The 21,615-nt window shown below is 62.0% G+C and carries 19 protein-coding genes; 6 read left to right on the top strand and 13 right to left on the bottom strand.

The annotated features are described in order from the left end of the window. Positions 1 to 19: 19 nt before the first annotated feature. Entirely contained in the window at positions 20 to 1,093 is a 1,074-nt protein-coding gene (locus Q1M07_RS03255) for a CDP-6-deoxy-delta-3,4-glucoseen reductase (protein WP_300450635.1), read from the top strand. After that, complete coding sequence (locus Q1M07_RS03250) at positions 1,086 to 2,261, top strand: EAL and HDOD domain-containing protein (protein ID WP_300450632.1); 1,176 nt, start codon at positions 1,086 to 1,088, stop codon at positions 2,259 to 2,261. The genes Q1M07_RS03255 and Q1M07_RS03250 overlap by 8 nt, the downstream gene beginning before the upstream one ends. 12 nt (positions 2,262 to 2,273) lie before the next feature. Here Q1M07_RS03250 and Q1M07_RS03245 read toward each other — a convergent pair whose 3' ends face one another. From Q1M07_RS03245 to ilvD, 7 genes are all read right to left on the bottom strand, one after another. Beyond that, the gene (locus Q1M07_RS03245) at positions 2,274 to 2,978 is read right to left on the bottom strand and encodes an ABC transporter ATP-binding protein (protein ID WP_300450629.1); all 705 of its coding nucleotides are present in this window, start codon (positions 2,976 to 2,978) and stop codon (positions 2,274 to 2,276) included. A gap of 16 nt (positions 2,979 to 2,994) precedes the next feature. Continuing rightward, the gene (locus Q1M07_RS03240) at positions 2,995 to 3,771 is read right to left on the bottom strand and encodes an ABC transporter ATP-binding protein (RefSeq protein WP_300450626.1); all 777 of its coding nucleotides are present in this window, start codon (positions 3,769 to 3,771) and stop codon (positions 2,995 to 2,997) included. Positions 3,772 to 3,773: 2 nt separating this feature from the next. Further along, positions 3,774 to 4,850: an ABC transporter ATP-binding protein gene (locus tag Q1M07_RS03235; protein ID WP_300450623.1), complete on the bottom strand. Its 1,077-nt coding sequence runs from the start codon at positions 4,848 to 4,850 to the stop codon at positions 3,774 to 3,776. Next, a complete protein-coding gene (locus tag Q1M07_RS03230; protein ID WP_300450818.1) occupies positions 4,847 to 5,770 on the bottom strand; it encodes a branched-chain amino acid ABC transporter permease in 924 nt (307 codons plus the stop codon). Before Q1M07_RS03230 ends, Q1M07_RS03235 begins: the two co-directional genes overlap by 4 nt. A 171-nt stretch (positions 5,771 to 5,941) precedes the next feature. After that, the gene (locus tag Q1M07_RS03225; RefSeq protein WP_300450620.1) at positions 5,942 to 7,240 is read right to left on the bottom strand and encodes a branched-chain amino acid ABC transporter substrate-binding protein; all 1,299 of its coding nucleotides are present in this window, start codon (positions 7,238 to 7,240) and stop codon (positions 5,942 to 5,944) included. 168 nt (positions 7,241 to 7,408) lie between these two features. Beyond that, positions 7,409 to 7,720: a c-type cytochrome gene (locus tag Q1M07_RS03220; RefSeq protein ID WP_300450616.1), complete on the bottom strand. Its 312-nt coding sequence runs from the start codon at positions 7,718 to 7,720 to the stop codon at positions 7,409 to 7,411. A 247-nt stretch (positions 7,721 to 7,967) separates the two neighbouring features. Next, positions 7,968 to 9,824: a dihydroxy-acid dehydratase gene (ilvD, locus tag Q1M07_RS03215; RefSeq protein ID WP_300450613.1), complete on the bottom strand. Its 1,857-nt coding sequence runs from the start codon at positions 9,822 to 9,824 to the stop codon at positions 7,968 to 7,970. Positions 9,825 to 9,906: 82 nt separating this feature from the next. Between ilvD and lgt the strand changes: the two genes are divergently transcribed. From lgt to Q1M07_RS03200, 3 genes are read left to right on the top strand one after another with little or no spacing between them, the layout of a single operon-like run. Then, positions 9,907 to 10,704 carry a prolipoprotein diacylglyceryl transferase gene (gene lgt / locus Q1M07_RS03210; RefSeq protein WP_300450610.1) on the top strand — a complete coding sequence of 266 codons (798 nt, stop codon included), beginning with the start codon at positions 9,907 to 9,909 and terminating at the stop codon, positions 10,702 to 10,704. 44 nt (positions 10,705 to 10,748) lie between these two features. Beyond that, positions 10,749 to 12,134, top strand: a complete 1,386-nt coding sequence (locus tag Q1M07_RS03205; RefSeq protein WP_300450608.1) for a malonyl-CoA decarboxylase — start codon at positions 10,749 to 10,751, stop codon at positions 12,132 to 12,134. Positions 12,135 to 12,184: 50 nt separating this feature from the next. Further along, complete coding sequence (locus tag Q1M07_RS03200; RefSeq protein ID WP_300450605.1) at positions 12,185 to 12,658, top strand: VOC family protein; 474 nt, start codon at positions 12,185 to 12,187, stop codon at positions 12,656 to 12,658. A 161-nt stretch (positions 12,659 to 12,819) separates the two neighbouring features. Here the strand turns inward: Q1M07_RS03200 and Q1M07_RS03195 are convergent, their stop codons facing one another. Continuing rightward, positions 12,820 to 14,526: a HAMP domain-containing protein gene (locus tag Q1M07_RS03195; protein ID WP_300450602.1), complete on the bottom strand. Its 1,707-nt coding sequence runs from the start codon at positions 14,524 to 14,526 to the stop codon at positions 12,820 to 12,822. A 286-nt stretch (positions 14,527 to 14,812) separates the two neighbouring features. On the opposite strand from Q1M07_RS03195, the gene Q1M07_RS03190 reads away from it, so the two are divergent. Next, the gene (locus Q1M07_RS03190) at positions 14,813 to 15,742 is read left to right on the top strand and encodes an alpha/beta hydrolase (protein ID WP_300450599.1); all 930 of its coding nucleotides are present in this window, start codon (positions 14,813 to 14,815) and stop codon (positions 15,740 to 15,742) included. On the opposite strand, the gene Q1M07_RS03185 is transcribed toward Q1M07_RS03190, so the two are convergent. From Q1M07_RS03185 to Q1M07_RS03165, 5 genes are all read right to left on the bottom strand, one after another. After that, complete coding sequence (locus Q1M07_RS03185; RefSeq protein ID WP_300450596.1) at positions 15,678 to 16,754, bottom strand: hypothetical protein; 1,077 nt, start codon at positions 16,752 to 16,754, stop codon at positions 15,678 to 15,680. The genes Q1M07_RS03190 and Q1M07_RS03185 overlap by 65 nt on opposite strands. 22 nt (positions 16,755 to 16,776) lie before the next feature. Then, entirely contained in the window at positions 16,777 to 18,066 is a 1,290-nt protein-coding gene (locus tag Q1M07_RS03180) for an APC family permease (RefSeq protein ID WP_300450593.1), read from the bottom strand. A 257-nt stretch (positions 18,067 to 18,323) separates the two neighbouring features. Continuing rightward, the gene (locus Q1M07_RS03175; RefSeq protein WP_300450590.1) at positions 18,324 to 18,908 is read right to left on the bottom strand and encodes a phasin family protein; all 585 of its coding nucleotides are present in this window, start codon (positions 18,906 to 18,908) and stop codon (positions 18,324 to 18,326) included. Positions 18,909 to 19,127: 219 nt separating this feature from the next. Next, complete coding sequence (locus tag Q1M07_RS03170) at positions 19,128 to 20,429, bottom strand: tetratricopeptide repeat protein (RefSeq protein WP_300450587.1); 1,302 nt, start codon at positions 20,427 to 20,429, stop codon at positions 19,128 to 19,130. 108 nt (positions 20,430 to 20,537) lie between these two features. Continuing rightward, the gene (locus tag Q1M07_RS03165) at positions 20,538 to 21,605 is read right to left on the bottom strand and encodes a PEP-CTERM sorting domain-containing protein (RefSeq protein WP_300450584.1); all 1,068 of its coding nucleotides are present in this window, start codon (positions 21,603 to 21,605) and stop codon (positions 20,538 to 20,540) included. Positions 21,606 to 21,615: the final 10 nt, after the last annotated feature.

Genomic DNA, 21,615 nt, shown 5'->3' with positions numbered 1-21,615 from the left:
GGCCATCCGCGGAGAGGCGATGAGTTTTCAGGTCAGCATAGAGCCAAGCGGGCACTGTTTCGAGGCCGAGCCTGACGAAACCTTGCTCGACGCTGCACTCCGGCAGGGGCTACGCCTTCCGTACGGCTGCCGGGATGGTGTGTGCGGTGCCTGCCGGGGGAAAGTGCTGGTCGGCGAGTTCGAGCATGGGAAGGCGACGCCGCAGGCTCTCGACGAAGCGGACCGGCGGGCGGGCTTCGCCCTCTTCTGTTGTGCTCGGGCGAGGGGCGATCTCCGTATCGAGAGCCGCGAGGTGCGTTCGCTGGCCGACATTCCGGTCAGGACGTTGCCGGTACGCGTGCAGAAGCTGACGCGCGCCGCGCCCGACGTGATGATCATCGACCTCAAATTGCCCAACAGCGAGCGGCTGCAGTATCTCGCCGGACAGTACGTAGACATTTTGCTTAAGGACGGCCGGCGTCGAGCTTTCTCGCTGGCCAACGCGCCTCACGACGACACATTCCTGCAGTTGCATGTCCGTCGTGTTCCGGGTGGCCAGTTTACGGGTCACGTCTTTGGTGCCATGAAGGAACGCGACATCCTGCGCCTGCGCGGGCCGCAGGGAGGCTTCTTTCTACGTGAAGATTCCCGGAAACCGATGCTCCTCGTCGCCGGCGGAACAGGCTTTGCACCGATCAAGGCGATCGTCGAACACGCCATCGCAGAGCGTAGCGAGCGGCCGATGCATGTCTATTGGGGTGGACGTAGCCTCGTAGACCTTTATCTGCTGCCTCTTGCTCAGAGTTGGTCGCAGGTGCTGGCCAACGTTCGCTTCGTCCCCGTGCTTTCCGAACCGCCGAGCGGGCTGGCCTGGGACGGTCGAACAGGACTGGTGCACCGGGCGGCGATGGTGGACCACGCCAACCTCTCGGGCTATCAGGCCTACGTTTGTGGATCGCCAGCGATGGTTGCCGCCGCTCGGCAGGATTTTCTGGGGCGCTGTCGCTTGCCAGCCGACGAGTTTTTTGCCGACTCGTTCGATTTTGCCGCCGATACGCTCGAGGCGATCGATGCCACTACCCATCCAGACAGCAAGGTTGATTCGTATGACTGAAGTTTTTGTGTCGCGCCAGCCGCTGGTCAATCGCCAGAGCAGGATCATCGCCACCCGCTTGACGCTGCATCTGGGCGATCGGGCGACGGCGCTCGACGGCGTCAACGCGCTTAGCGCGCTGGCTGGCGTTTGGCCCGAGGGTGGCAAGCCGGTGTTCGTCGGCTGCGACCGGAGTGGCTGCGAAGCTAGCCTGCTCGATTGGTCGGCACCGGACAACGTAGCCATCGAATTGCCCGCTACGGCCCTGGTCGGAGAGGATGGGCCGAACGTCGTCGCGGCTCTGCAGACCTTCCAGCCGACCGTCTGTCTGCACTTTTGCGCTTCCGCCGCGCAGGCGCTGTCCACTGGCGTGCGCTTTCGCTTCATCGGCTTCGATACGCGGCAGTTTCAGATCAACCAACTCAAAGTGCTGGTCGCCCGAACGCGGGCCAGCGGCATCGGCATCGCCTTCAACGTGCAAACGACCGACCAGTTTCGCGCCTGTCTCGAAGCCGGTGCGACGGCCGCTGCCGGGTGGTTTTTCACCGTGCCGGCAAGTGCGCCAGCCAAAGCGCTCAACCCGGGACAGGCGAACATCGTGCGGGTGCTCAATCTGGTACGCAGCAACGCCGATATCCGGGAAATCGAAGCCGCGCTAAAGCTTGATGTCGCCATCTCCTACAAGCTGTTGCGCTACATTAATTCGGCCGGTTTCGGGCTGTCCTGCGAGATACAGTCCTTCAGGCATGCGGTCAACATGCTCGGCTACGAGAAGCTCAACCGCTGGCTGTCGGTATTGCTGGCGACAGCCAGTAAGGATCCGATGGCCCCGGCACTGATGCATACGGCGCTGCTGCGGGCGCGCCTGATGGAGATCCTGTCGACTGGTCTGGTCGACAAATCCGAGTACGACAATCTGTTTATTACCGGCGCCTTTTCGCTGCTCGACACTCTCCTTGGGGTCGGCATGGAGCAGGCGCTCGAAGCGATGCGCCTGCCCGAGCCGATTTGCGATGCGCTGCTTGGTGGCGGGGGCCGCTACCAGCCTTTCCTTGATCTGGCGCGGGCCGGCGAGGCCGACGATGGCGAGGCGATCGCCGAGCAGGCGGCGATGCTCGGCCTGACGGCGGATCAATTCAACCGAGCCCAGTTGCAGGCGCTGGCGTTCGCCGACGCGATGGAACTCTAGAAGGCCGCCAGCTTATTCGCCGAGGTACGCGGCACGTACCTTGGGATCGGCCAGCAAGCGGGTCGACTCGTCGGTGACAGTAATCGCGCCGCTCTCCATGACATAGCCGCGCTGACTCACTTCGAGCGCCAACTTGGCGTTTTGCTCAACCAGCAGAATGGTCATCCCCTCGCGCGCCACCGCGCAAATCACCTCGAAGATCTTCTGTACCATGATTGGCGCCAGCCCCATCGACGGTTCGTCGAGCAGCATCAGCTTGGGTTTGCTCATCAGTGCGCGGCCGATGGCCAGCATCTGTTGTTCACCACCGGAGAGCGTGCCCGCCAATTGCTCGGCGCGTTCCTTGAGACGCGGAAAATGCGCCAGGACCTGCCCGAGGTCGTTCTCGATCGCCGCCTTGTCGTCGCGGGCGTAGGCGCCCATGCGCAGGTTTTCCACCGTAGTCATGCGCGGAAATACGCCTCGGCCCTCGGGAACCAGGGCTATTCCTTGGCTGACCAACTGGTGCGGCGGTAGCGACAGGAGTTCCTTGCCGCGATAACGGACATTACCTCCGGCCGGGTCGAGCAGCCTGGCGAGCGCACGCAGCGTACTGCTCTTGCCAGCCCCGTTGGCACCGATGAGCGCCACCATCTCACCTTCATTGACGTGAAAACTGATGCCGCGGACGGCCTGTATACCGCCGTAGGAAACGCGTAGACCGTTAACTTCGAGCATGCTTACTCCGTTCCCTTCAGGCTACCGATCCGCCGAGATAGGCCTCGACGACACGCGGATCCTTCTGGACGACCGCGGGCACGTCCTCGCAGATTTTCTCGCCGTAGTCGAGCACGGCGACACGATTGCACAGGCCCATCACCAGTTTGACGTCGTGCTCGATAAGCAGAACGGTAACGCCATCCCGGCAGATGCCTTCGACGAGCACGCGCAGTGCTTCGGTCTCGGTGCCGTTCATGCCGGCAGCCGGTTCATCGAGCGCCAGCAGCTTCGGCTCGGTCGCCAGTGCGCGAGCGATTTCCAGCCGGCGCTGATCGCCATAGGACAGGTGTTTGGCGTAGTCGTGCGCCCGTTCGTGGATGCCGACGTAGTGCAGGAGTTCTTCGGCACGGCGGGTAATCGCCGCCTCTTCGGCGCGCGTCGCCGCATTGCGGGTGATGGCGCCGAGTACGCCGGCGCCTGTCCGCAGATGCCGGCCGACCATGACGTTTTCGATCGCCGTCATGTTGCCGAACAGACGGATGTTCTGAAAGGTGCGCGCAATCCCGACTTCCGCAGCCTTGTGCGGCGCATCGGCAGCCAGTTTCACGCCGTCGAAGACGAAATAGCCGCCTTCGTTGCGGTAGAGACCGGTCAGGCAATTGAAGAAAGTGGTCTTGCCGGCACCATTCGGTCCGATCAGGCCGTAGATCTCGCCCCGACGGATGGTCAGTGAAACGTCGTGCAAGGCTTTGACACCGCCGAAGTGTTTGGCCACTTCGTGCGCTTCGAGAAGAATCTGTCGCTCGCTCATGATCAGTCAGTGCTTTCGGTCAGTTCGCGGCGGCGTTGCGACGATGGCCACAGGCCGGCCGGCCGGAAGCGCATGACGAGTACCAGCGCAAGACCGAAGACGAGCATCCGCAGGCTCTCCGGATCGATGATCATGCGCCCGAACAGTGCTCGCTGGAGAGGCTCGATACCATATCGCAAAGCTTCCGGCAAGCCGGTCAGTAGTACGGCGCCGAGGATCACTCCGGGTATATGCCCCATGCCGCCGAGAACAACCATCGCCAGAATCGTGATCGACTCCATCAGCGAGAAGCTCTCCGGACTGACGAAGCCCTGCATCGCCGAGAAAACCCCGCCCGCAATGCCGCCGAAGGAGGCTCCCATGGCAAAGGCGAGCAGCTTGATGTTGCGTGTGTTGATGCCACATGCTTTGGCCGCCACTTCGTCCTCACGAATGGCTTGCCAGGCACGACCGATTCGTGAATCTTGCAGGCGGACGTTGATGATGATGATCGCGATCGCCAAAGCGACCAGAAAGAAGTAGTATTTTTGGGGACCGGAAATCGTCAATCCGAGGATGTTCGTGGTATCGGCAAAGGAGAAGCCAGCGATCCGTATCGGGTCGATCAGCGTAATGCCCTGCGCTCCATTGGTGACGTTGATCGGTGCGTTGAGGTTGTTCATGAAGATGCGGATGATTTCGCCGAAACCGAGGGTGACGATCGCCAGATAGTCGCCACGCAACTTGAGCGTCGGTGCGCCGAGAAGTACGCCAAAAATGCACGCCAGGGCAGCTCCGAAAGGAAGGATGACCCAGAACGGCAGGTGGATTCCGAAATGCGGCGAGGCCAGCAACGCGTACGTGTAGGCACCAACCGCATAAAACGCGACATAGCCGAGATCGAGCAATCCGGCGTAACCGACGACGATATTCAGGCCCAAAGCCAGGAAGACATAGAGAATTGCAAAGTTGGCGATGCGTACCCAGGCCTGGCCGCCGAGCGCGGCAATGAAAGGTACGGCCAGCAGAGTGGCGCCGACCAGTAGCAGGCCTACCCAATGCTGCCGCCAAGCCGCGGACTTCCTGAGGCGGTCGTTCATGCGCGATCTCCCGTGCGCTCGCCAAAAAGCCCTGACGGACGAAACATCAGGACGATGATCAGCACGATGAAAGCGAAAATGTCCTGATAGTGGCTGCCCAGGAAATCACCCGTCAACTCTCCGATATAACCAGCTCCCAGGGCCTCGATCACCCCGAGCAGGAGGCCCCCGGCCATGGCGCCCGCGAGATTGCCGATTCCCCCGAGAACGGCCGCAGTAAAAGCTTTTAGACCGAGCATGAAACCCATCTGGTAATGCGCAATTTCGTAGTAGGAACCGACCATGCAGCCCGCCACCGCGCCCAGCGCCGAGCCGATGACGAAGGCCATGGCGATGACGCGGTCGATGTCGACGCCCATCAGCGAGGCGACATGCGGGTTTTGCGCCGTAGCCCGCATCGCCATCCCGATCCGTGTCCGATGGACGAGGTAGATGAGGCCCAGCATCACCAGGGCGGCAAGCGTGACGATGGCGATTTGCACGTTGGTGAAACTCGCCCCGCCAAGCTCGTATACCTGCTTGTCAATCATCGGTGGAAAGGTGATGTAATTACGGCCCCAGACGATCATCGCCACGTTCTGCAGCACGATCGACATGCCGATTGCCGTGATCAGCGGCGTTAGTCTCGGCGCATGGCGCAGCGGACGATAGGCCACTCGTTCCAGCCCCCAGCCAAGCACCATGCAGACTACCACGGACACCAGAAGTCCGATTCCCAGAACCAGCAGCGGCGACATGCCGGAGCCGGCCAGGGAGACGATCACCGTGAACGCGACCATCGTACCGATCATGACGACCTCGCCATGCGCGAAGTTGATCAGCCCGATGATGCCATACACCATCGTATAGCCAAGAGCGACGAGCGCGTAGACGGCGCCCAGAGTAAGGCCGTTGATCAGTTGCTGAAGGAGTGTGTCCATGGTCAGGCTTTCCGCAACAAGTGGCTGGTGACGAGCCAAAAGCTCCGACTCACGATAGCGGGAGTCAGGCCGTGCGGATGCTAGGCACGCGTCATGCTGAGTGGGTTTGCGGAGGTGTAGTCAACACGGGGACGGCAGACGATCTGCCATCCCCGTGCGACCGGTTGGCCCTTACTTCTTGGTTTCGGGAGCCGGAGCCGGAGCGGCTGCGGGTGCTGCGGCAGGTGCCGGCGCGGCCGCGGGAGCAGGCGCCGGTGCGTCGGTCGACCCACCTTCGGACTTCAGAGTGACGAGCTTGCCGTCCTTGACTTCGAAAACGGTAATCGCCCCGTTCTTGATGTCGCCTTTTTCGTCGAACTCGACCTTGCCGGTCACTCCGCTGTAGGAGGTCTTGCCGACTTCAGGCAAATACTTGGCAGGGTCTACCGAATTGGCGCGCTTCATGGCGTCGACGAGCACCATTACGGCGTCATAGCTGTACGGCGAATAGATCTGAATCTGGCCGTATTTCTTGGTGAAGTCCTCGACGAACTTCTGACCGTTCGGGAGCTTGTCGACCGGCAGGCCCGCTTGCGAGCAGATGACACCCTCGGATGCCGGGCCGGCGAGCTTGATCAGTTCGGGTGAGCAACCGCCGTCACCGGTGGTGAACTTGGCAGTGATACCCAACTCCTTCATCTGCTTGAGCATCGGCCCGCCGACCGCGTCCATTCCGCCAAGGAAGATGACGTCGGGTTTCTTGGCCTTGATCTTGGTGAGAATGGCTTTGAAGTCCGTAGCCTTGTCGTTGGTGAACTCGCGGGCGACGATCGTCGCGCCTCCGGCCTTCGCGGCCTTCTCAACCTCGTCCGCCAGGCCCTGACCGTAGGCGGTACGGTCGTCAATGATCGCGACCTTCTTGGCGCCCATGTCCTTGACCGCGTAGGTGCCGACCACCGAGCCCTGCTGGATGTCGTTCGCCATCACCCGGAAGGTCGTGTTGAAACCCTGCTGGGTGTACTTGGGGTTGGTCGCCGAAGGGGAAATCTGCGGCAGGCCGGCCTGATTGTAGATTGCCGACGCGGGAATGGTGGTCCCCGAGTTCAGGTGACCGACGACGCCGGCGACTTTGGCATCAACCAGTTTCTGGGCAACGACGGTACCGGTTTTCGGGTCGGCCTGGTCGTCTTCGCCAAGCAGTTCAAACTTGATGACCTTGCCATCGATTTCGATCTTCTTCGCGTTGGCGTCATCGACCGCGAGGCGAGCGCCGTTTTCGTTGTCCTTGCCGAGATGAGCAATAGGACCTGTCAGCGGCGCGACATGGCCGATCTTGACCACCATCTCGGGCTTGGGCGCCGGCGCAGCGGCTGCCGGGGCTGGCGCCGGTGCGGGGGCGGCAGCTTTCGGTTCCTCTTTCTTGCCACAGCCTACGACGGCCAAGGAGGCTGCCAGAACGACGAGTACACCAGGTATACGTGCATGGTTCATAGGTTTCATCTCCGATATTGTGTTTATACTGTGCCAGCGAACGGGCGATTGTCCAAGTACATCAGGAGCTTGTCAACATGCATGTGAATGCTCGGACGATCTGAGTGCGTCATGCCTGGCAATAAAACGGAAAACCGGCACTTGGCCGGTTTTTGCTTTGCTGCAGAATCACTTCAGGCTGAGGATCCACTTGACCAGTTTGGTCGCCTCTTCCGGTTTGACCGTCGCATTTGGCGGCATTGGCACGGGTCCCCATACGCCCTTGCCACCTTTGATGACTTTCTCGGCAAGCATCGCCTCATCCTTCGCGGTGTACTTCTTGGCGACCTCCTTGTAGGCCGGGCCGACGACCTTTTTGTCCACGGCGTGGCAAGCCAGGCAACCTTTCGATTTGGCGAGTTCAGATTCATCAGCCGCCTGGGCGGCGCCAGCGGAAATCACACCGGCGGCAGCCAGCAGAGACACGTAGATCGCTTTCATGCTTATCACTCCGTTCAGATAGGGGGTTGAAACAATCGGATACTATTTCAGTTTCGCCAGCTTGGAAAGTGCCATGATCGGCGTTTGCACGGCGTAGACAATCAACGCGCCGCATGAAAACGCGTTGATCCGCGCTCCCTCGCCAGTCGTCGATCGAGCCTGGCAAAGAACAGCGCCTCACCTGTGCCGTTCGGATGGCGAGCACGGGGCAAGACGGCGACAAGCGGCTTCCTATTGCCGCCACTCGTCAGTTCTTGTGCCATCGTGACAGGTCGCGTACTGCTCCGGTGGCGGCGGACGTGGCCATCGAGGCGTAGGCCTGCAGTGCTCGGGAGACTGCTCGGCGGCGGGTCGTCGCCGGCTGCCAGGCGGCCTCACCCCGAGCGTCCATCGCGGCCCGCCGGCTGGCCAGTTCGGCGTCGCTGATCGCCAGATGGATGCGACGGCCGGGAATGTCAATCTCGATCAGATCGCCTTCTTCGACCAACCCGATGGCGCCGCCTTCTGCCGCTTCAGGCGAGACATGGCCGATCGACAGCCCTGAAGTGCCACCCGAAAAGCGTCCGTCGGTGAGCAGCGCGCAGACCTTGCCCAGCCCTTTCGATTTCAGATAAGACGTCGGGTAGAGCATCTCCTGCATGCCGGGACCGCCTTTCGGACCTTCGTAGCGAATGACGACCACCTCACCAGCCTTGACCTGATCGCCTAGAATCGCCTGCACAGCGTCGTCCTGACTTTCGAACACTCGCGCCTTGCCACTGAAGACCCAGATGCTCTCATCGACACCAGCGGTTTTCACGATACAGCCGTCTTGCGCAATGTTGCCATACAGTACGGCCAAGCCGCCCTCGCGAGAATACGCGTTGGCTTTGTCGCGAATGCAGCCGTGCGTGCGGTCGAGATCGAGTTCAGGGTAGCGGCGACTCTGCGAGAACGCCGTCTGGGTTGGAATTCCCCCCGGCGCGGCCTTGAAGAACTCAAACACTTGCGGGTCGTGCGCGCGGATGACGTCCCAGGTGTCGATCGCCTCTCCCAGCGTCTTCGCGTGTACGGTCGGCACCTCGCGGTGGATTAGACCGGCGCGGTCCAGTTCGCCGAGTATCGCGAAAATGCCACCGGCGCGATGCACATCTTCCATGTGGTAGTCGGGGGTGGCCGGCGCCACTTTGGCCAGGCAGGGAACCTGACGCGAAATGCGGTCGATGTCGTCCATCGTGAAGTTCACGCCGCCCTCCTGCGCCGCGGCCAGGATGTGCAGCACGGTGTTGGTCGAGCCGCCCATCGCGACATCGAGCGTCATGGCGTTCTCGAAGGCCGCGACGCTGCCTATGGAGCGCGGCAAAACTGAAGGGTCGTCCTGCTCGTAGTAACGGCGGCAGAGTTCGACGATCTGCCGGCCGGCCATCAGAAACAGGCCTCGCCGGTCGGCATGTGTGGCCAGCGTGCTGCCGTTGCCGGGCAGCGAGAAACCCAGCGCCTCGGTCAGGCAGTTCATTGAATTGGCGGTAAACATCCCGGAACACGAGCCGCAGGTAGGGCAGGCCGATCGTTCGAAGGCGTCAACCTCGTCGTCCGAGCAACTGCTGTCACCACCTTTGACCATTGCATCGACCAGATCGACCGCAATCACCTTGCCACCCCACTTCACCTTGCCCGCTTCCATCGGGCCGCCGGAGACGAAGATCGTCGGAATGTTGACCCGCATCGCCGCCATCAGCATTCCCGGCGTGATCTTGTCGCAGTTCGAGATGCAGACCATGGCGTCGGCGCAATGGGCATTGACCATGTATTCGACCGAATCGGCGATCAGTTCACGCGAGGGCAGCGAATAGAGCATCCCGTCGTGACCCATCGCGATGCCGTCGTCGATGGCGATGGTGTTGAATTCCTTGGCAATGCCACCGGCAGCTTCGATCTCGCGTCCGACCAACTGGCCAAGATCCTTCAGATGAACGTGGCCCGGGACGAACTGCGTAAAGGAGTTGACGACGGCGATGATCGGCTTGCCGAAATCGCCGTCGTTCATTCCGGTCGCGCGCCAAAGAGCACGCGCGCCGGCCATGTTGCGGCCGTGGGTGGAAGTGCGGGAACGATAGCATGGCATCGGAGATCTCCAATCGGGGAACACGTCCAAGGGGGCGCGTATAATTCGGATTCTATCCGAAAGCCCTCGGGGTGTTCGCGCCGTGTTGATCCATCCGCAGTTCGATCCTGTCGCCTTGTCGCTTGGCCCGCTGAGCGTCCATTGGTACGGATTGATGTACCTGCTGGCCTTCTTCCAGTTCTGGTGGCTGGGCCGCCGTCGGATCACGTCGCATCCACAGCTTTCCCTGGCCGGCTGGACGCTGCGCCAACTCGACGACCTCCTCTTCTTCGGGGTTCTGGGAGTAATCATCGGTGGCCGCCTGGGCCAGGTGTTGTTCTACGAGCCGGCCTACTACTTGGCGCATCCGTTGCAGATCTTCGCTGTCTGGAAGGGCGGCATGTCGTTTCACGGCGGCTTCCTCGGGGTGCTCGTGGCGATGGCGCTGTACGCCCGCCGGAATTCCCGAAATTGGCTCGAAATCACCGACTTCATTGCTCCGCTGGTGCCTCTCGGGCTTGCCGCCGGGCGCATCGGCAATTTCATCAACGGCGAGTTGTGGGGGCGCCCAGCCGACTCTTCCCTGCCTTGGGCAATGATTTTCCCGCACGTCGATGCGCTGCCGCGTCACCCCTCGCAGATCTATCAGGCTGGCCTCGAAGGACTCCTGCTATTTCTGGTGCTGTGGCTCTATTCGCGCCGCGCGCGGCCGCGCGGCGCCGTTTCGGGGATGTTTCTGATCGGCTACGGCGCGCTGCGCTGGTTGGCGGAGTACTTTCGTGCGCCGGATGACGGCATCTTTGGTTTGTCTACCGCCATCAGCATGGGCCAGTGGCTGTCCCTGCCGATGGTCTTGTGCGGAATCGTTTTTGTTGTCGCGGCGTATCGCCAGCGAGTGTGAGCCGAGGACGCCCGCTCGTCGACCGCTCGACGAAGGAGGAAGAAATGCCTAGTGGAATGGTTGTCCGGGGGTTGCGCAAGGTGCGTACGCTGCTCTCCGAGGGGAGTGGCCCGCGCCATCTCGATGGTAGGCAGCTCCAGCGCATACGCGAGCTGCTGCACGAGTGCGCGAGCGGTGTCGGCGGCGAAGTCTCGGCGCGGCAACGCGCCGGCCGCCTGGCGGAAAGCTATCTGCGTCTCGACGACGAAGGCCGTGCCAGCTTCCTGCGTGTCATCGCTACCGAATTCGGGCCCGATCCGCAACGGGTCGCCGAGGCGCATGCCGACTATCAGGCAGCGATCGAGTGCGATGACCGGTGGACGGCCGAATCCGCGCTGCGCAACGCCATGCGTTCGGCACGCATGCGCATCCTGACGCAGTTCACCGCGCTGCCGCAGGGCGTCAAGTTTCTCGTGGATCTACGTGCCGACCTGTTGCGCCTGATGAACGGGGATCCCGCATTGTGTTCGCTTGACCGGGAGGTCGAAACTCGCTTGAGTGCTTGGTTCGACGTCGGTTTCCTCGAACTTCAGCGTATTACTTGGAACTCGCCGGCGGCGTTGCTAGAAAAGCTGATCGAGTATGAAGCGGTGCACGAGATCCGCTCCTGGAGCGACCTGAAAAACCGCCTGGACTCGGATCGGCGTTGCTATGCGTTCTTCCATCCACGTATGCCGATGGAACCGCTGATCTTCGTCGAGGTGGCTTTGACCGACAAGCTTGCCGACAACGTTCAGACACTGCTTGACGAGCAGGCGCCGGTGTTCGACGCGCAACGGGCGAGTACGGCGATTTTTTATTCGATCTCGAACACGCAGGCCGGTTTGCGTGGCGTTTCCTTTGGCAATTTCCTGCTCAAACGGGTGGTCGACGACCTCAAGCGTGATTACCCGCGCCTCGTCAACTTTGCCACCTTGTCGCCGCTGCCGTCTTTTCGCCGCTGGGCCGAGAAGAATCCTGAAGCTTGGCAGAAATCCTTTTCCGAGTCCGATCTTGAACGGATCAGTCGGCATCAGATGGCCGGAACAGCGAGCGTTGTCCAGGCGGCCGACTTGGTCGCACGGCTCGCCGATGGTCACTGGGCCGACGATTCTCGTCTGGCGCGTGCTCTTCAGCACGGGCTGACCCGGCTCGCGGCGCGCTACTTGCTGACTCCGGGCGAAGGCGGGAGGCCATTCGACCCCGTTGCGCGGTTTCATCTAGGCAATGGCGCGCGTATCGAGCGTCTCAATTACCTGGCGGACACGTCGGAGCGTGGTCGACGGCAGTCGTACGGACTGATGGTCAACTATCTGTACGACCCTGATACCATAGAACAGAATGTCGAAGTTTTTTCACGCGGCGGGGAAGTGGCTGCCAACCCCGCTATTCGCCGTTCAGCCCGTGACTGAGACAACGCGGGCTGAACGTTCGTTTTCCTTGTCAAAAGAAAGAACATCACATGAACCAACGTCCCTTCAAGGTGCTGGGCATCCAGCAAATCGCCATCGGTGGTCCGGACAAGCTGAAACTCCGCCAATTGTGGGTAGACATGCTTGGTCTCGAGATTACCGGTAACTTCGTCAGCGAACGCGAAAACGTCGACGAGGACATCGCGGCAATGGGCAAAGGCCCGTTCAAGGTCGAAGTGGATTTGATGCAGCCCGTTGATCCCGAGAAAAAACCGGCCGTCCACGCCACTCCGCTCAACCATGTCGGGTTGTGGATCGACGACCTGCCGAAGGCGGTCGAATGGTTGACCGACCACGGAGTGCGTTTCGCGCCGGGCGGTATCCGCAAGGGGGCCGCAGGCTTTGACATCACCTTTCTACATCCGAAAGCCAGCGCAGAATTCCCGATCGCCGGTGAAGGCGTGCTGATCGAGTTGGTCCAGGCACCGCTCGATGTGGTCGAGGCGTTTTCCAAGCTTGGTTGAACGCTCTTTGCCGTGCCAGGCCGCTACGCTCGTCGGCTAGGAAGTGGTGACTCGCCCCTAGCCGGCTGATCTCCCGGGCCGGAGCAGCCCTCTGTCAGTGTCGTAGAGGGGAACGTGGTCGGGCCCCGAGTCACCGGGGCGGGCCCACAGGCCGTAGGTGGTCAGCTAGCCGTGGTCTGCGGTGCAGGCTTCGTTGCTACCGACGCCCGTTCTTTGGTCAGCGCTTCGAGTAGCATGGTAATGCTCTGTGCCGCGTGCGCCATGTCTTTCACATCGTTGGCGCCGAGTTTGCCGTGGTCGGCAATGGCCCGCTGTGCGATATTGACGATGCATTCGGAATGCTGCAGCAAGCGATCGCGGATGGCATCGAGTTGAGTTACCTTGGCGATTTCAGCCGCGTGCAGGTTGCGGTTAGCCGCGTCGCGTTCTGCCTCGGTCTGCGCACCGTCGAGTTCGCGCAGGGCCATCACCTCGTTCATCGAAGCTTTCCACCAGTCCAGGAAGTTGGCGCGGTGATCGATCAGAGCATTGAGCGACTCGCCCATAGCGTTGATCTCGTCGCGTCCGCCGTGTACCGTGGCCACTCGCCCAGTCGGTGTGCCGTACGCCAAGTTGTCGAGCAGGCCGGCCATTTGACGCACGGGACGAACGATACGCGCGGCGATCAGGACGGCGAAGACGATCGCCAGCGCGATCGCGCAGGCCATCACGACGAGGCTCAGGCGAACGCTCGCTTGCGAAGATTCGGCGATCTCCTTTGCGCGAGCAGCCATCATTTCGTTCGCCTGATCGGCATTCTGCTGGATCAGGGGGACGACGCGATTGGCGGCCGCGTCCATCTGCCGAGTCAAGTCGGCGATCAGCGAGCGCCGCGATACGAGCACCAGGAAACTGCGTTGATAATCGCGTAGAAGGCCGTTGAGTAGTTCCTTGTCGGCGGCCGAAATGGTCGACGAGGCGATCTGCATGCGAATGCTCCGCGCGATATCGACTACCATCTGCGGATACGATTCGTCACCACGCAGCAGGAAATCCTTTTCTCGTCGTCGGAGCTTGAGAACGTTGGTTTCCAGGTTGGTGACATGGTAAGCGTCGAGCAGGGCCTCCATGCGCTGCGCGGCGTCGCGGAAAGGTCCTTTCCCGCTGTCCGTTTGGCCAGATCTTAGTACCCGTTCAGCATATGGTTCAAAGGTTCGCGCGTACAAGGCCAACTCGGCGAGTAATTTCGCCTTGACGGCTTGCGGTAGTTCCGAGGCCTCGATGAGTTGTCGGAACTCGGCGATCAGGTGGCGGACACGATCGCGGTAGCTCGCGTCTCTGCGCAAGGCGAGGTCTTTTTCGTTGCGGCGAATCTGCAAAAGGCTGGTGTAGAGACGGTCGACGTTGTAGTTGGCCGACAACTCGTGCAGGCGATGGATTCGGCTGCGGAACGAGCCCTGAATTCCGGAGTTCTCGTCGAGGCCCATACTTCGCCAAGCGTCGGCAACGGCATGGAAGCTTTCCTGGTAGCTCGCCGTCAGCGCTTGGAGTTCCTCGGCCGTCTGCCGCGACTGCTGGTCAACGGTCGCCAAGGCGGCGATTTTGTCGCGCAAGTTGCCCAAGTGTTGATCGACCTTGCCGGCGTAGCGTTCCTGGCGTTGTATCAGGAAATCTTTCTCCGCTTCCCGGGCGGCGGCCATCTCGCTCTCGATCTGGAGCGCCAGCGACTTGCGGGTTTCGAATACCGCGTGCAACTGATGGTAGTCGTCAAGTACCGAGCGCAGAACTTGGTGATCGTGCCAGATGACGCCGATGAAGAGCAGTCCGACCAATCCGAAACCCAGTCCGAGTTTCTCGCCGATGCGCAATTTGCTGGAAAATATGCCCACATGTCGCTCCTGGCTGGTGAACTGGGCCTGCGAGCGCCAACAACAACGGCTGCCGCCAGCTTCGACACACGGTGGCAGGGCGCTGAACGCGGAGTATATCCGCCGTACCGAGTTTCTGTCGAACCGCAGCTTACCCGTTCCGGGATGCGCATGGGCTTGCCGGAAGGCAGAAGCTGATGGTAGCCTGCCGTACTACCCTGCGCCGGCGTCCGAGAGTTGACTCCGACTCTCGTGTGCCGACGGACACCTCAATACTGATGATTGATGACGTTTATCCGGACGAACCATGAAACTGGCCCGCTCGTGTCTTCTGCTGTGTCTTGCCGGATTGGCCGTGATGAGTAGCGCGACGTTTGGAGCATCGCTCAGCACACGCTTTTTCAGCAACCGGGATGGCTTGCGCCTACACTATCTAGAGGCCGGCAGTGGGCCGCAAACCATCGTTTTCGTCCCTGGCTGGTTGATGCCGGCCGCGGTGTTTCGTCTGCAACTGCAAGCCTTGGGTGACGAGTTTCGGGTGCTGGCCTTCGATCCCAGATCGCAAGGGCTGTCCGAGATTTCTCACGGACCGCACGATCCTGCGCGCAGGATGGCGGACCTTGAAGATTTCTTATTGGCAGCCGGTGTCGGTGACTACGTGCTCGCCGGTTGGTCGTTGGGCGTCCTCGAATCGCTTGACTTCATCGAACAGAAGCCGCAGGAGGGTTTGCGCGGTCTCGTCCTGATCGACAATTCGATCGGCGAGGGACGGCCGCCGGCCGCCAGTTCGAGCAGGCGCCGCGACGACCTGAATGACCCCAAACGGCGAGAGGAGTACCTGACCAACTTTTGCCGAGGAATCTTTCGCACCCCGCCGCCGGCCGATATCGCCGACGCGGTCCTCCGTTCAGCGCTACGAGTGCCGGCGGGTGCCGCCAGACAGCTGCTCGGCCAGCCGTACCCGCGTACCTATTGGCGTGACATCGTGGCCCGTCAGGAAGTGCCGGTGCTGTATGCAATCCGCCCGCGCCTGCGAGAGCAGGGGGAAGCGCTGCAGAGACGCAAGGGTGAACTGGCGCAGGTGGAGGTGTTCGAAGAAGCCGGTCACACCTTGTTCGTCGACGAGCCGAGCCGTTTCAACAGCCTGGTCGCCGCGTTTTCACGGCGTACTTTCATGTCTTTGCCTGACGGCGCGCGATCTGCATCGAACGGGCGTCCGCCCGTTTCAGATAACTGAAGGCGAAAGGCAGATCCCCCGGCGCTTTCTCGCGTTTGTAGGCTTCGGCCAGCGCGCGCTGCGTCGTCGTCGTGAACAGGCTATGAGTCTGCGTAAACTTGCCGTACAGGCGTACCGATCCGATTTTGCCGAGGTCCTTGAAATCCAGCCCGGTTTCGTCCTGCACCACCTGCGTCGCGTTGCTTACCAGCGCTTCACGCAGGATCCCGAAGTGCGGCTTTTGCAGCAGGTGCGAAGCCGCCTTGAGGAGCGTTGGCCCGGCAGCCATGCGCTTGATCCAGGCCTGCTGCTGCAAGGCCGCCTGCAGTCCGTTGTCGGACAGATCCAAGCGTAGGTAGTCGAGCGTCACCCTGCGCCCATCCTTCTCCAGCGCCAGACGCACAGAGCGCCAACGGTCGTCGGTGGCCAGTGGTTCCCACTCTCCCTTGTCCGCGTCGAAACCGAGAGGCGACACCGCGGTCACGCTGTAGCCCAGACGCGCGGCGAAGGCCATCAGTATGGTGGTGGGCCCGATGCCGCTCGTCAGATCGCGCTGATCGTCGTCGAGATCCTCGGTCCGAAAGAAGCCCAGTCGGCCAAACTTCTCCCAGGCAGCCCCGAGTTTTCGCTCGAACGCCTGGCGCTGTGAGCTTCCCATACGCTCGGGATGCGCCGGTGGCCGGGCGTTCTGGATCGCTACCAATACATAGCGTTGCGCACCCGGGTAGACCAAGGCGACCGTCAGGAAGTCCGGGCCCGAAAATGGATAGAAGACGGTTCCGCCACCGCCGTAGCCGACCTCACGCTTGGCCCAGGTGGCTAGCGGCTGGCCGACCTGTTTGTCGTACTTCGCCCAAGCCGCCGCCGCCCGGCCCTGGAAGGCCTTGCGCACGGCATCGGTGGCTGGCGAATCGATCCCGGCAAAGCTGCGTGCTGCCTCCTGCGGCGAGGGTTCGGCAGCGCGCGCCGGGACGAAACAGGCGGTGAAAGACAACACGCCAAGCAACATACAGCGAGTCAGTTGGTGCCGCATGATGACTTTCCCTATGCGTCAGTCAGATCCAGGCGCAACGGCGTATGCCGACGCGCGCCAAAAAGAAGAAACCGATCAGCGCCACCGCGATCCCGACCTCATGTGGGCTTTGCGCTGCACCGAGCAGCAGAACGACGGTGGACACGCCGACGAACACGGGTGCCAACACATAGCGCAGGAGACGCTGCGGGTGACCATCGTGCTCACGGACGCGATAGAGACCGAGCACGCAGAGAATCGGAAACAAGCCGAGCAGGAAACCCATCACGGTCAGAATCTGAACGAAGGAGCCGGTGAGCACCATGAAAATCGACAGTCCAGCTTGCAGCCATACGAGGCTCGGTCGTACCAGGGATCGTGCAGAGTCGTCGTCGCCTGCCTTGTCGTACCAGCCGAGCATGGTGGCCAGAACGCGAGGCCCGAGAAAAGCCGAGACGCCCAGCGAGGAGAGCAACGCAAACGCGACGAGTCCGGAAAACAACGATGCTGCCTGGGCGCCGAAGAGGTGTTTGACAAGTACTGCGATGACCGGGACGATACCTTCGAGTTCCTGTGCCGGCAAACTGGTCAATAGCACGGCGTTGATCGCCACATAGAGCAGCATGACGATACTTGTTCCCATGATCATCGCCCGCCGCACGTTGCGTACTGGATCCTCGACCTCACCGGCGACATAGATCGCCGCGTTCCAGCCGCTGTAGGCGAACATGACCAGCATCATTGCCAGACCCCAAGGGGCACCGAATTCGGCAGTTCGACGCAGAGGTTCGAGGGCCGAGACCGGTGCTTCCATCGCCGGCGAGGCGAGGAAGATGCCGTAGAGGGTCAATCCAGCGAGCAGGATGAACTTGCTTGCCGCGAGCAGCGTTTGGATGCGCAGGCCGAGCGGGCCGAACAGGCCGTGCAGGCTGGTCACCAACAGCAGCGCGGTACAGGCCACGACTTGCGGTGCCAGAGCCAATCCCGGCAGGGCCTGCGCCAGGTAGTCGGACAAGGCCAGCGAAGAGGCGGCGTTGCCGGCCGCAAAAGCCACGACGAACGAGGTCCACCCGGCCAGTTCACCCAAGGAGGGTGAGAACAGTTCGCGCAGGATGCTTGCCTCACCACCGTTGCGAGGCATGCGGCGCGCCAGTTCCCCGTAGCACCAAGCGCCGATCCAGGCGAGGAGTCCGCCCGCGACCCAGATGCAAAGCACGGCACCCGGTGTCTTCACGAGCGACAGCATGATTCCGCTGGTGGTCAGAATGCCCGTGCCGAGCATGCTGGCCACGACCAGGAAAGTCGCCGAAAAGGTATTGAGATGATGGCGCATGACGGCGAGTCCTTGCCCACAGTAGCGCACGACGCGCGGGGACACAAACATGGGGAGGCGAAACGACAGTCCGCGAGACTAGCATGCTGCTCGTCCAGCTTGGCGAGAAGCAGATCAAGCGGGCGTTGTCACTCGGCACACTGTCGCTTTTTTGCACACCTGTCCGCCATTCTTGGACGGGCAGGTAGGTGTTCGTCGTCCCATCACTACGGCCTGCGAATCGTCTATCCTGGCTCCCGGTTAGCAGGTCGGTCAGGCTAGCTGGGGCGGCGTTTGCGCTTTCTTTCAGTCGCCAATTCGGCAGAGGCCGTGGCGGCGTCAACCGCGCGCGCCGTCGTGCAGGCCAGCGCTGCGGCGCCGGCTTCACTGATTTCCAGAATGGGCTGGGCGGCACGCTGGAATTCCTCGACCGCCGAACTGACGGCATGGCGTGTGCACTGCAGGAGCGCCGATGTCGCTTTCGAGCCCATTGGCGACGAGGCGGCGGTCCGCTCCAAGAGAGTTGTCATGGACTGTTGGAAGTCCGCCGCGCAGGCTTCGCTTGTCCTGGCCAGTTGCGTGTGGGTCTCCGCCAGGATGTCGTGGTAGCGGCGCGAGTACGTCAGGACTCTCTCTAGCCAGGGTTGACTGAAGGCCGCATTTACCGCCAGCGCCTCGTGGAGGTCGCCGACCCCGCGCAAGGCCTGGTTTCGTGCCAAGGCGTCATTCACGAAACGGCGCGTCGTTTGCAGGTTGAGACTGAGCAGGCGCTCGGAGACTTCGATGGTCGTAAACGCCAGCGCCGCGAGGCTGTCCAATGTCTTACGGTGAGCTTCGATGACGTCTGTGTATGAGGCGGGCATGGTAATCTCCGCATGGGATGATTGGCGAGCCCGTGGTTTCCGAAGCTTGAGCCGCAGATCGGGATGCCACAGGACGGCTGCGCCGGTACGCGACGCGAGAGTAAGCTTTTCCGGGCTTGCGGCCAAGCCTTTTTTTGCTGACGCTCGTCCCTCGTGGGCAAGCGTCCACCGCGGCCGATAGTCCGGCGGCTGGTTTCGAAGGGCGGCTTTCTCCGCCTTTCAGCGCGCGGCAAGCTCGTTCAGCCGCCGGCTAGCGTCGCCCGCCTGTGGAAAACCGGGGTCTACTTGCAGCGCTTTGCGCAGTGCGTCGATCGCCCCCGCCTTCTGGCCAGCGTCCGAGCGGGCGATACCGAGATGGTAGAAGTGCTCGGCGCTGGCCGACTTCTCCGCGGTTACCTGCTCGAGCAGCCGGATCGCACCGGGAAGGTCGCCGCGCGCGCGCTTTACCCAGGCTAGCGTGTCCTTGAATCCCACTTCCTGAGGCGCAATCTCGATCGCCTTCTGTGACCAGCGCAGGGCGTCATCGAGCCGCTCCTTGCGCTCAGCGGCGATCCAGGCCAGATTGTTGTAGGCCAGAGCCAGCTTCGGGTCGAGCCGGATGGCGTGTTCGTAGGCCAGGTAGGCTTCCTTCCATTCGCCTGCCTGCTGGTGCAGCATGCCGAGCTTCAGCGGAATCTGCGCCGACTTAGGGGCGATTCTTGCGGCATCGTGGAGCGCGCTCACCGCCAGCCTGGGCTGCCCGGCGGACAGCGCGACATCGGCTAGATTGAATTGAGCCGAAATCATGCCGGGTTGTCGTTGGGTCGCCTTTTCGGCGGCAACCAGTGCGTCCTTGTACTTGCGTTGCGCGGCGAGTACCTGGCTGAGCGCCATCCACGCCAGCGGATTGTCGGGCGCCAGTCGCGTCGCTTTCTCGAGCAGCGGTGTGGCGCTGAGGAAATCGCGCCGGGCCAGATACGCCATCCCCGCGCCGTAGTGTGCGCCGGCGTGCTCCGGCTTGAGCCTGATCGCCTTGCCAAAGGCTTCGCCGGCACGTTCGGGCTTGCCCTGCTGATTGTACAACTCGCCAAGGTCTATCCATGGCGCGGCGGCATCGGGGTTGCCGGCCGCCGCTTTGAGAAAACTCGCCTCTGCCTCGGCGTACTTGCGTTTGGCAAACAGCAGGCGGCCCATGGCAAGCTGGCTATCGGGGTCATTTGGCGCTACTTCGGCGGCTTTGGCCACCCAGCGTTCAGCTTCGCCGGTCTGGCCACGTCGGCGCGCCGTCTCGGCCAGACCGAGCAAAGGCTTTGGCGACTTGGGGTCTTTCTCGATGGCCTGACGAAAGAGCTTTTCAGCCTGCTGGAGGTCATTCTTGTCGAGAGCGATCAGCCCGCGCTCGAACAACGGGAACTCCGACGACGCGCTTTGGGCGGCCGTCGTGGGCGACGTTTCGACGAGATAAACGGTGGGGAGTGCCGAAACCGGTGTCGCCACATGCAGCACCGTGAGCAGGACGAAAGAGGCGATCGGCTGACGCATGGTGAGGGGCCTTGGCGAAGGTGAAGCAATCATTCTAAGCTAAGCCATACACCGAAAAGCCCTCTCCTCCAGCGATGGAGAAGAGGGCTGAGCTGATGTGCCCGGCGATCAGCCTTTGTGCTGGCGACGACGTAGTCCGGCAAGACCGGCCAAGCCGAGACCGAGCAGGGCCAGCGAGCCCGGCTCCGGGACTTTCGGGTCGACCGGGTCGAGAACACCACCACTTCCGCCGAAGCCGAAGATGAAGGTGTTCGGCCCGCCGTCGGCGGTGCAGGTAAAACTATCGAAGCTGTCGCCGGTGCCGCAGCGTCCGTAGGAGTACAAGCCGATGTCCTCGTCGCTGGCGTCGCCATCGACCAGGCGGCGGGCGAGATCGGCGGCAGCCTTGTCCGGGGCGACTCCGTAGTAGGTCGAGAAAGTGCGCGTGGCTCCGTCGGCCAGCGCCTCGAACTCGAAGTCGAACAGGGCGCCGATGTCGCCGGTGGCGTCCGTGAAGTTGACGTTCGTCAGACCAAAGGGGCTGAAGCTGAACGGGTCGCCGGAGTTGAAACCGTTGTTGTCCGAGCGCTTGAGGTTGCTGCCGTTGGCCAGGCCCAGTGCGGCCGGCACGCCGGCGATACTGACCATTTCACTGCCCGGGCTCGGAATGTCCCAGTCCATGACGCGACGATAGACGAGGTCGCCGCTGGCGAGATTGCTGCCGCTGGTGTTCTTGATGCTGACATCGACGGCGTAGAGATAGGGCGTGCCGGCGATCGGGTGATAGTTGTGCGTTACCTGCAGGATGGGAGAGCCAGCGCCATTCAGTACGTTGGTGACCGACACGGCGGTGGTCGGCGTCGAGACGAAGCTGACTAACGACAAGTTGGCCGTGCCGACGGCGTCATTGGCGTAGCCTGACTGCCCGGTGCTGACGATACCGACTCCCCAACCTTCGCAGGTGCAGCCGGGTGAGGTCGAGTCGGAATTGGTCGCCACCGAACGCAGGCCGACAATGGTGGTGCCCGAGCCGGCGGCATTGCTACCCCCACCCTGGTTCAGGTTGCCGAGGTCGCGCACCCCGAGTTGCACGGTGCCGTTGCTGATGATCGCGCCAGCGTTGGCGGTTCCGGCGATCAGCAGGCTGCCGGCGGCCAGTGCTAGGCTACTGGCGATGGTCTTGATTCTAAAGGTCATGGCTCTCTCC

The organism is Accumulibacter sp. (assembly GCF_029255285.1).
GTDB lineage: Bacteria > Pseudomonadota > Gammaproteobacteria > Burkholderiales > Rhodocyclaceae > Accumulibacter.
The sequence above is the reverse complement of the archived record's forward strand: the minus strand, read 5'-3'. Positions and strand labels throughout refer to the sequence as shown.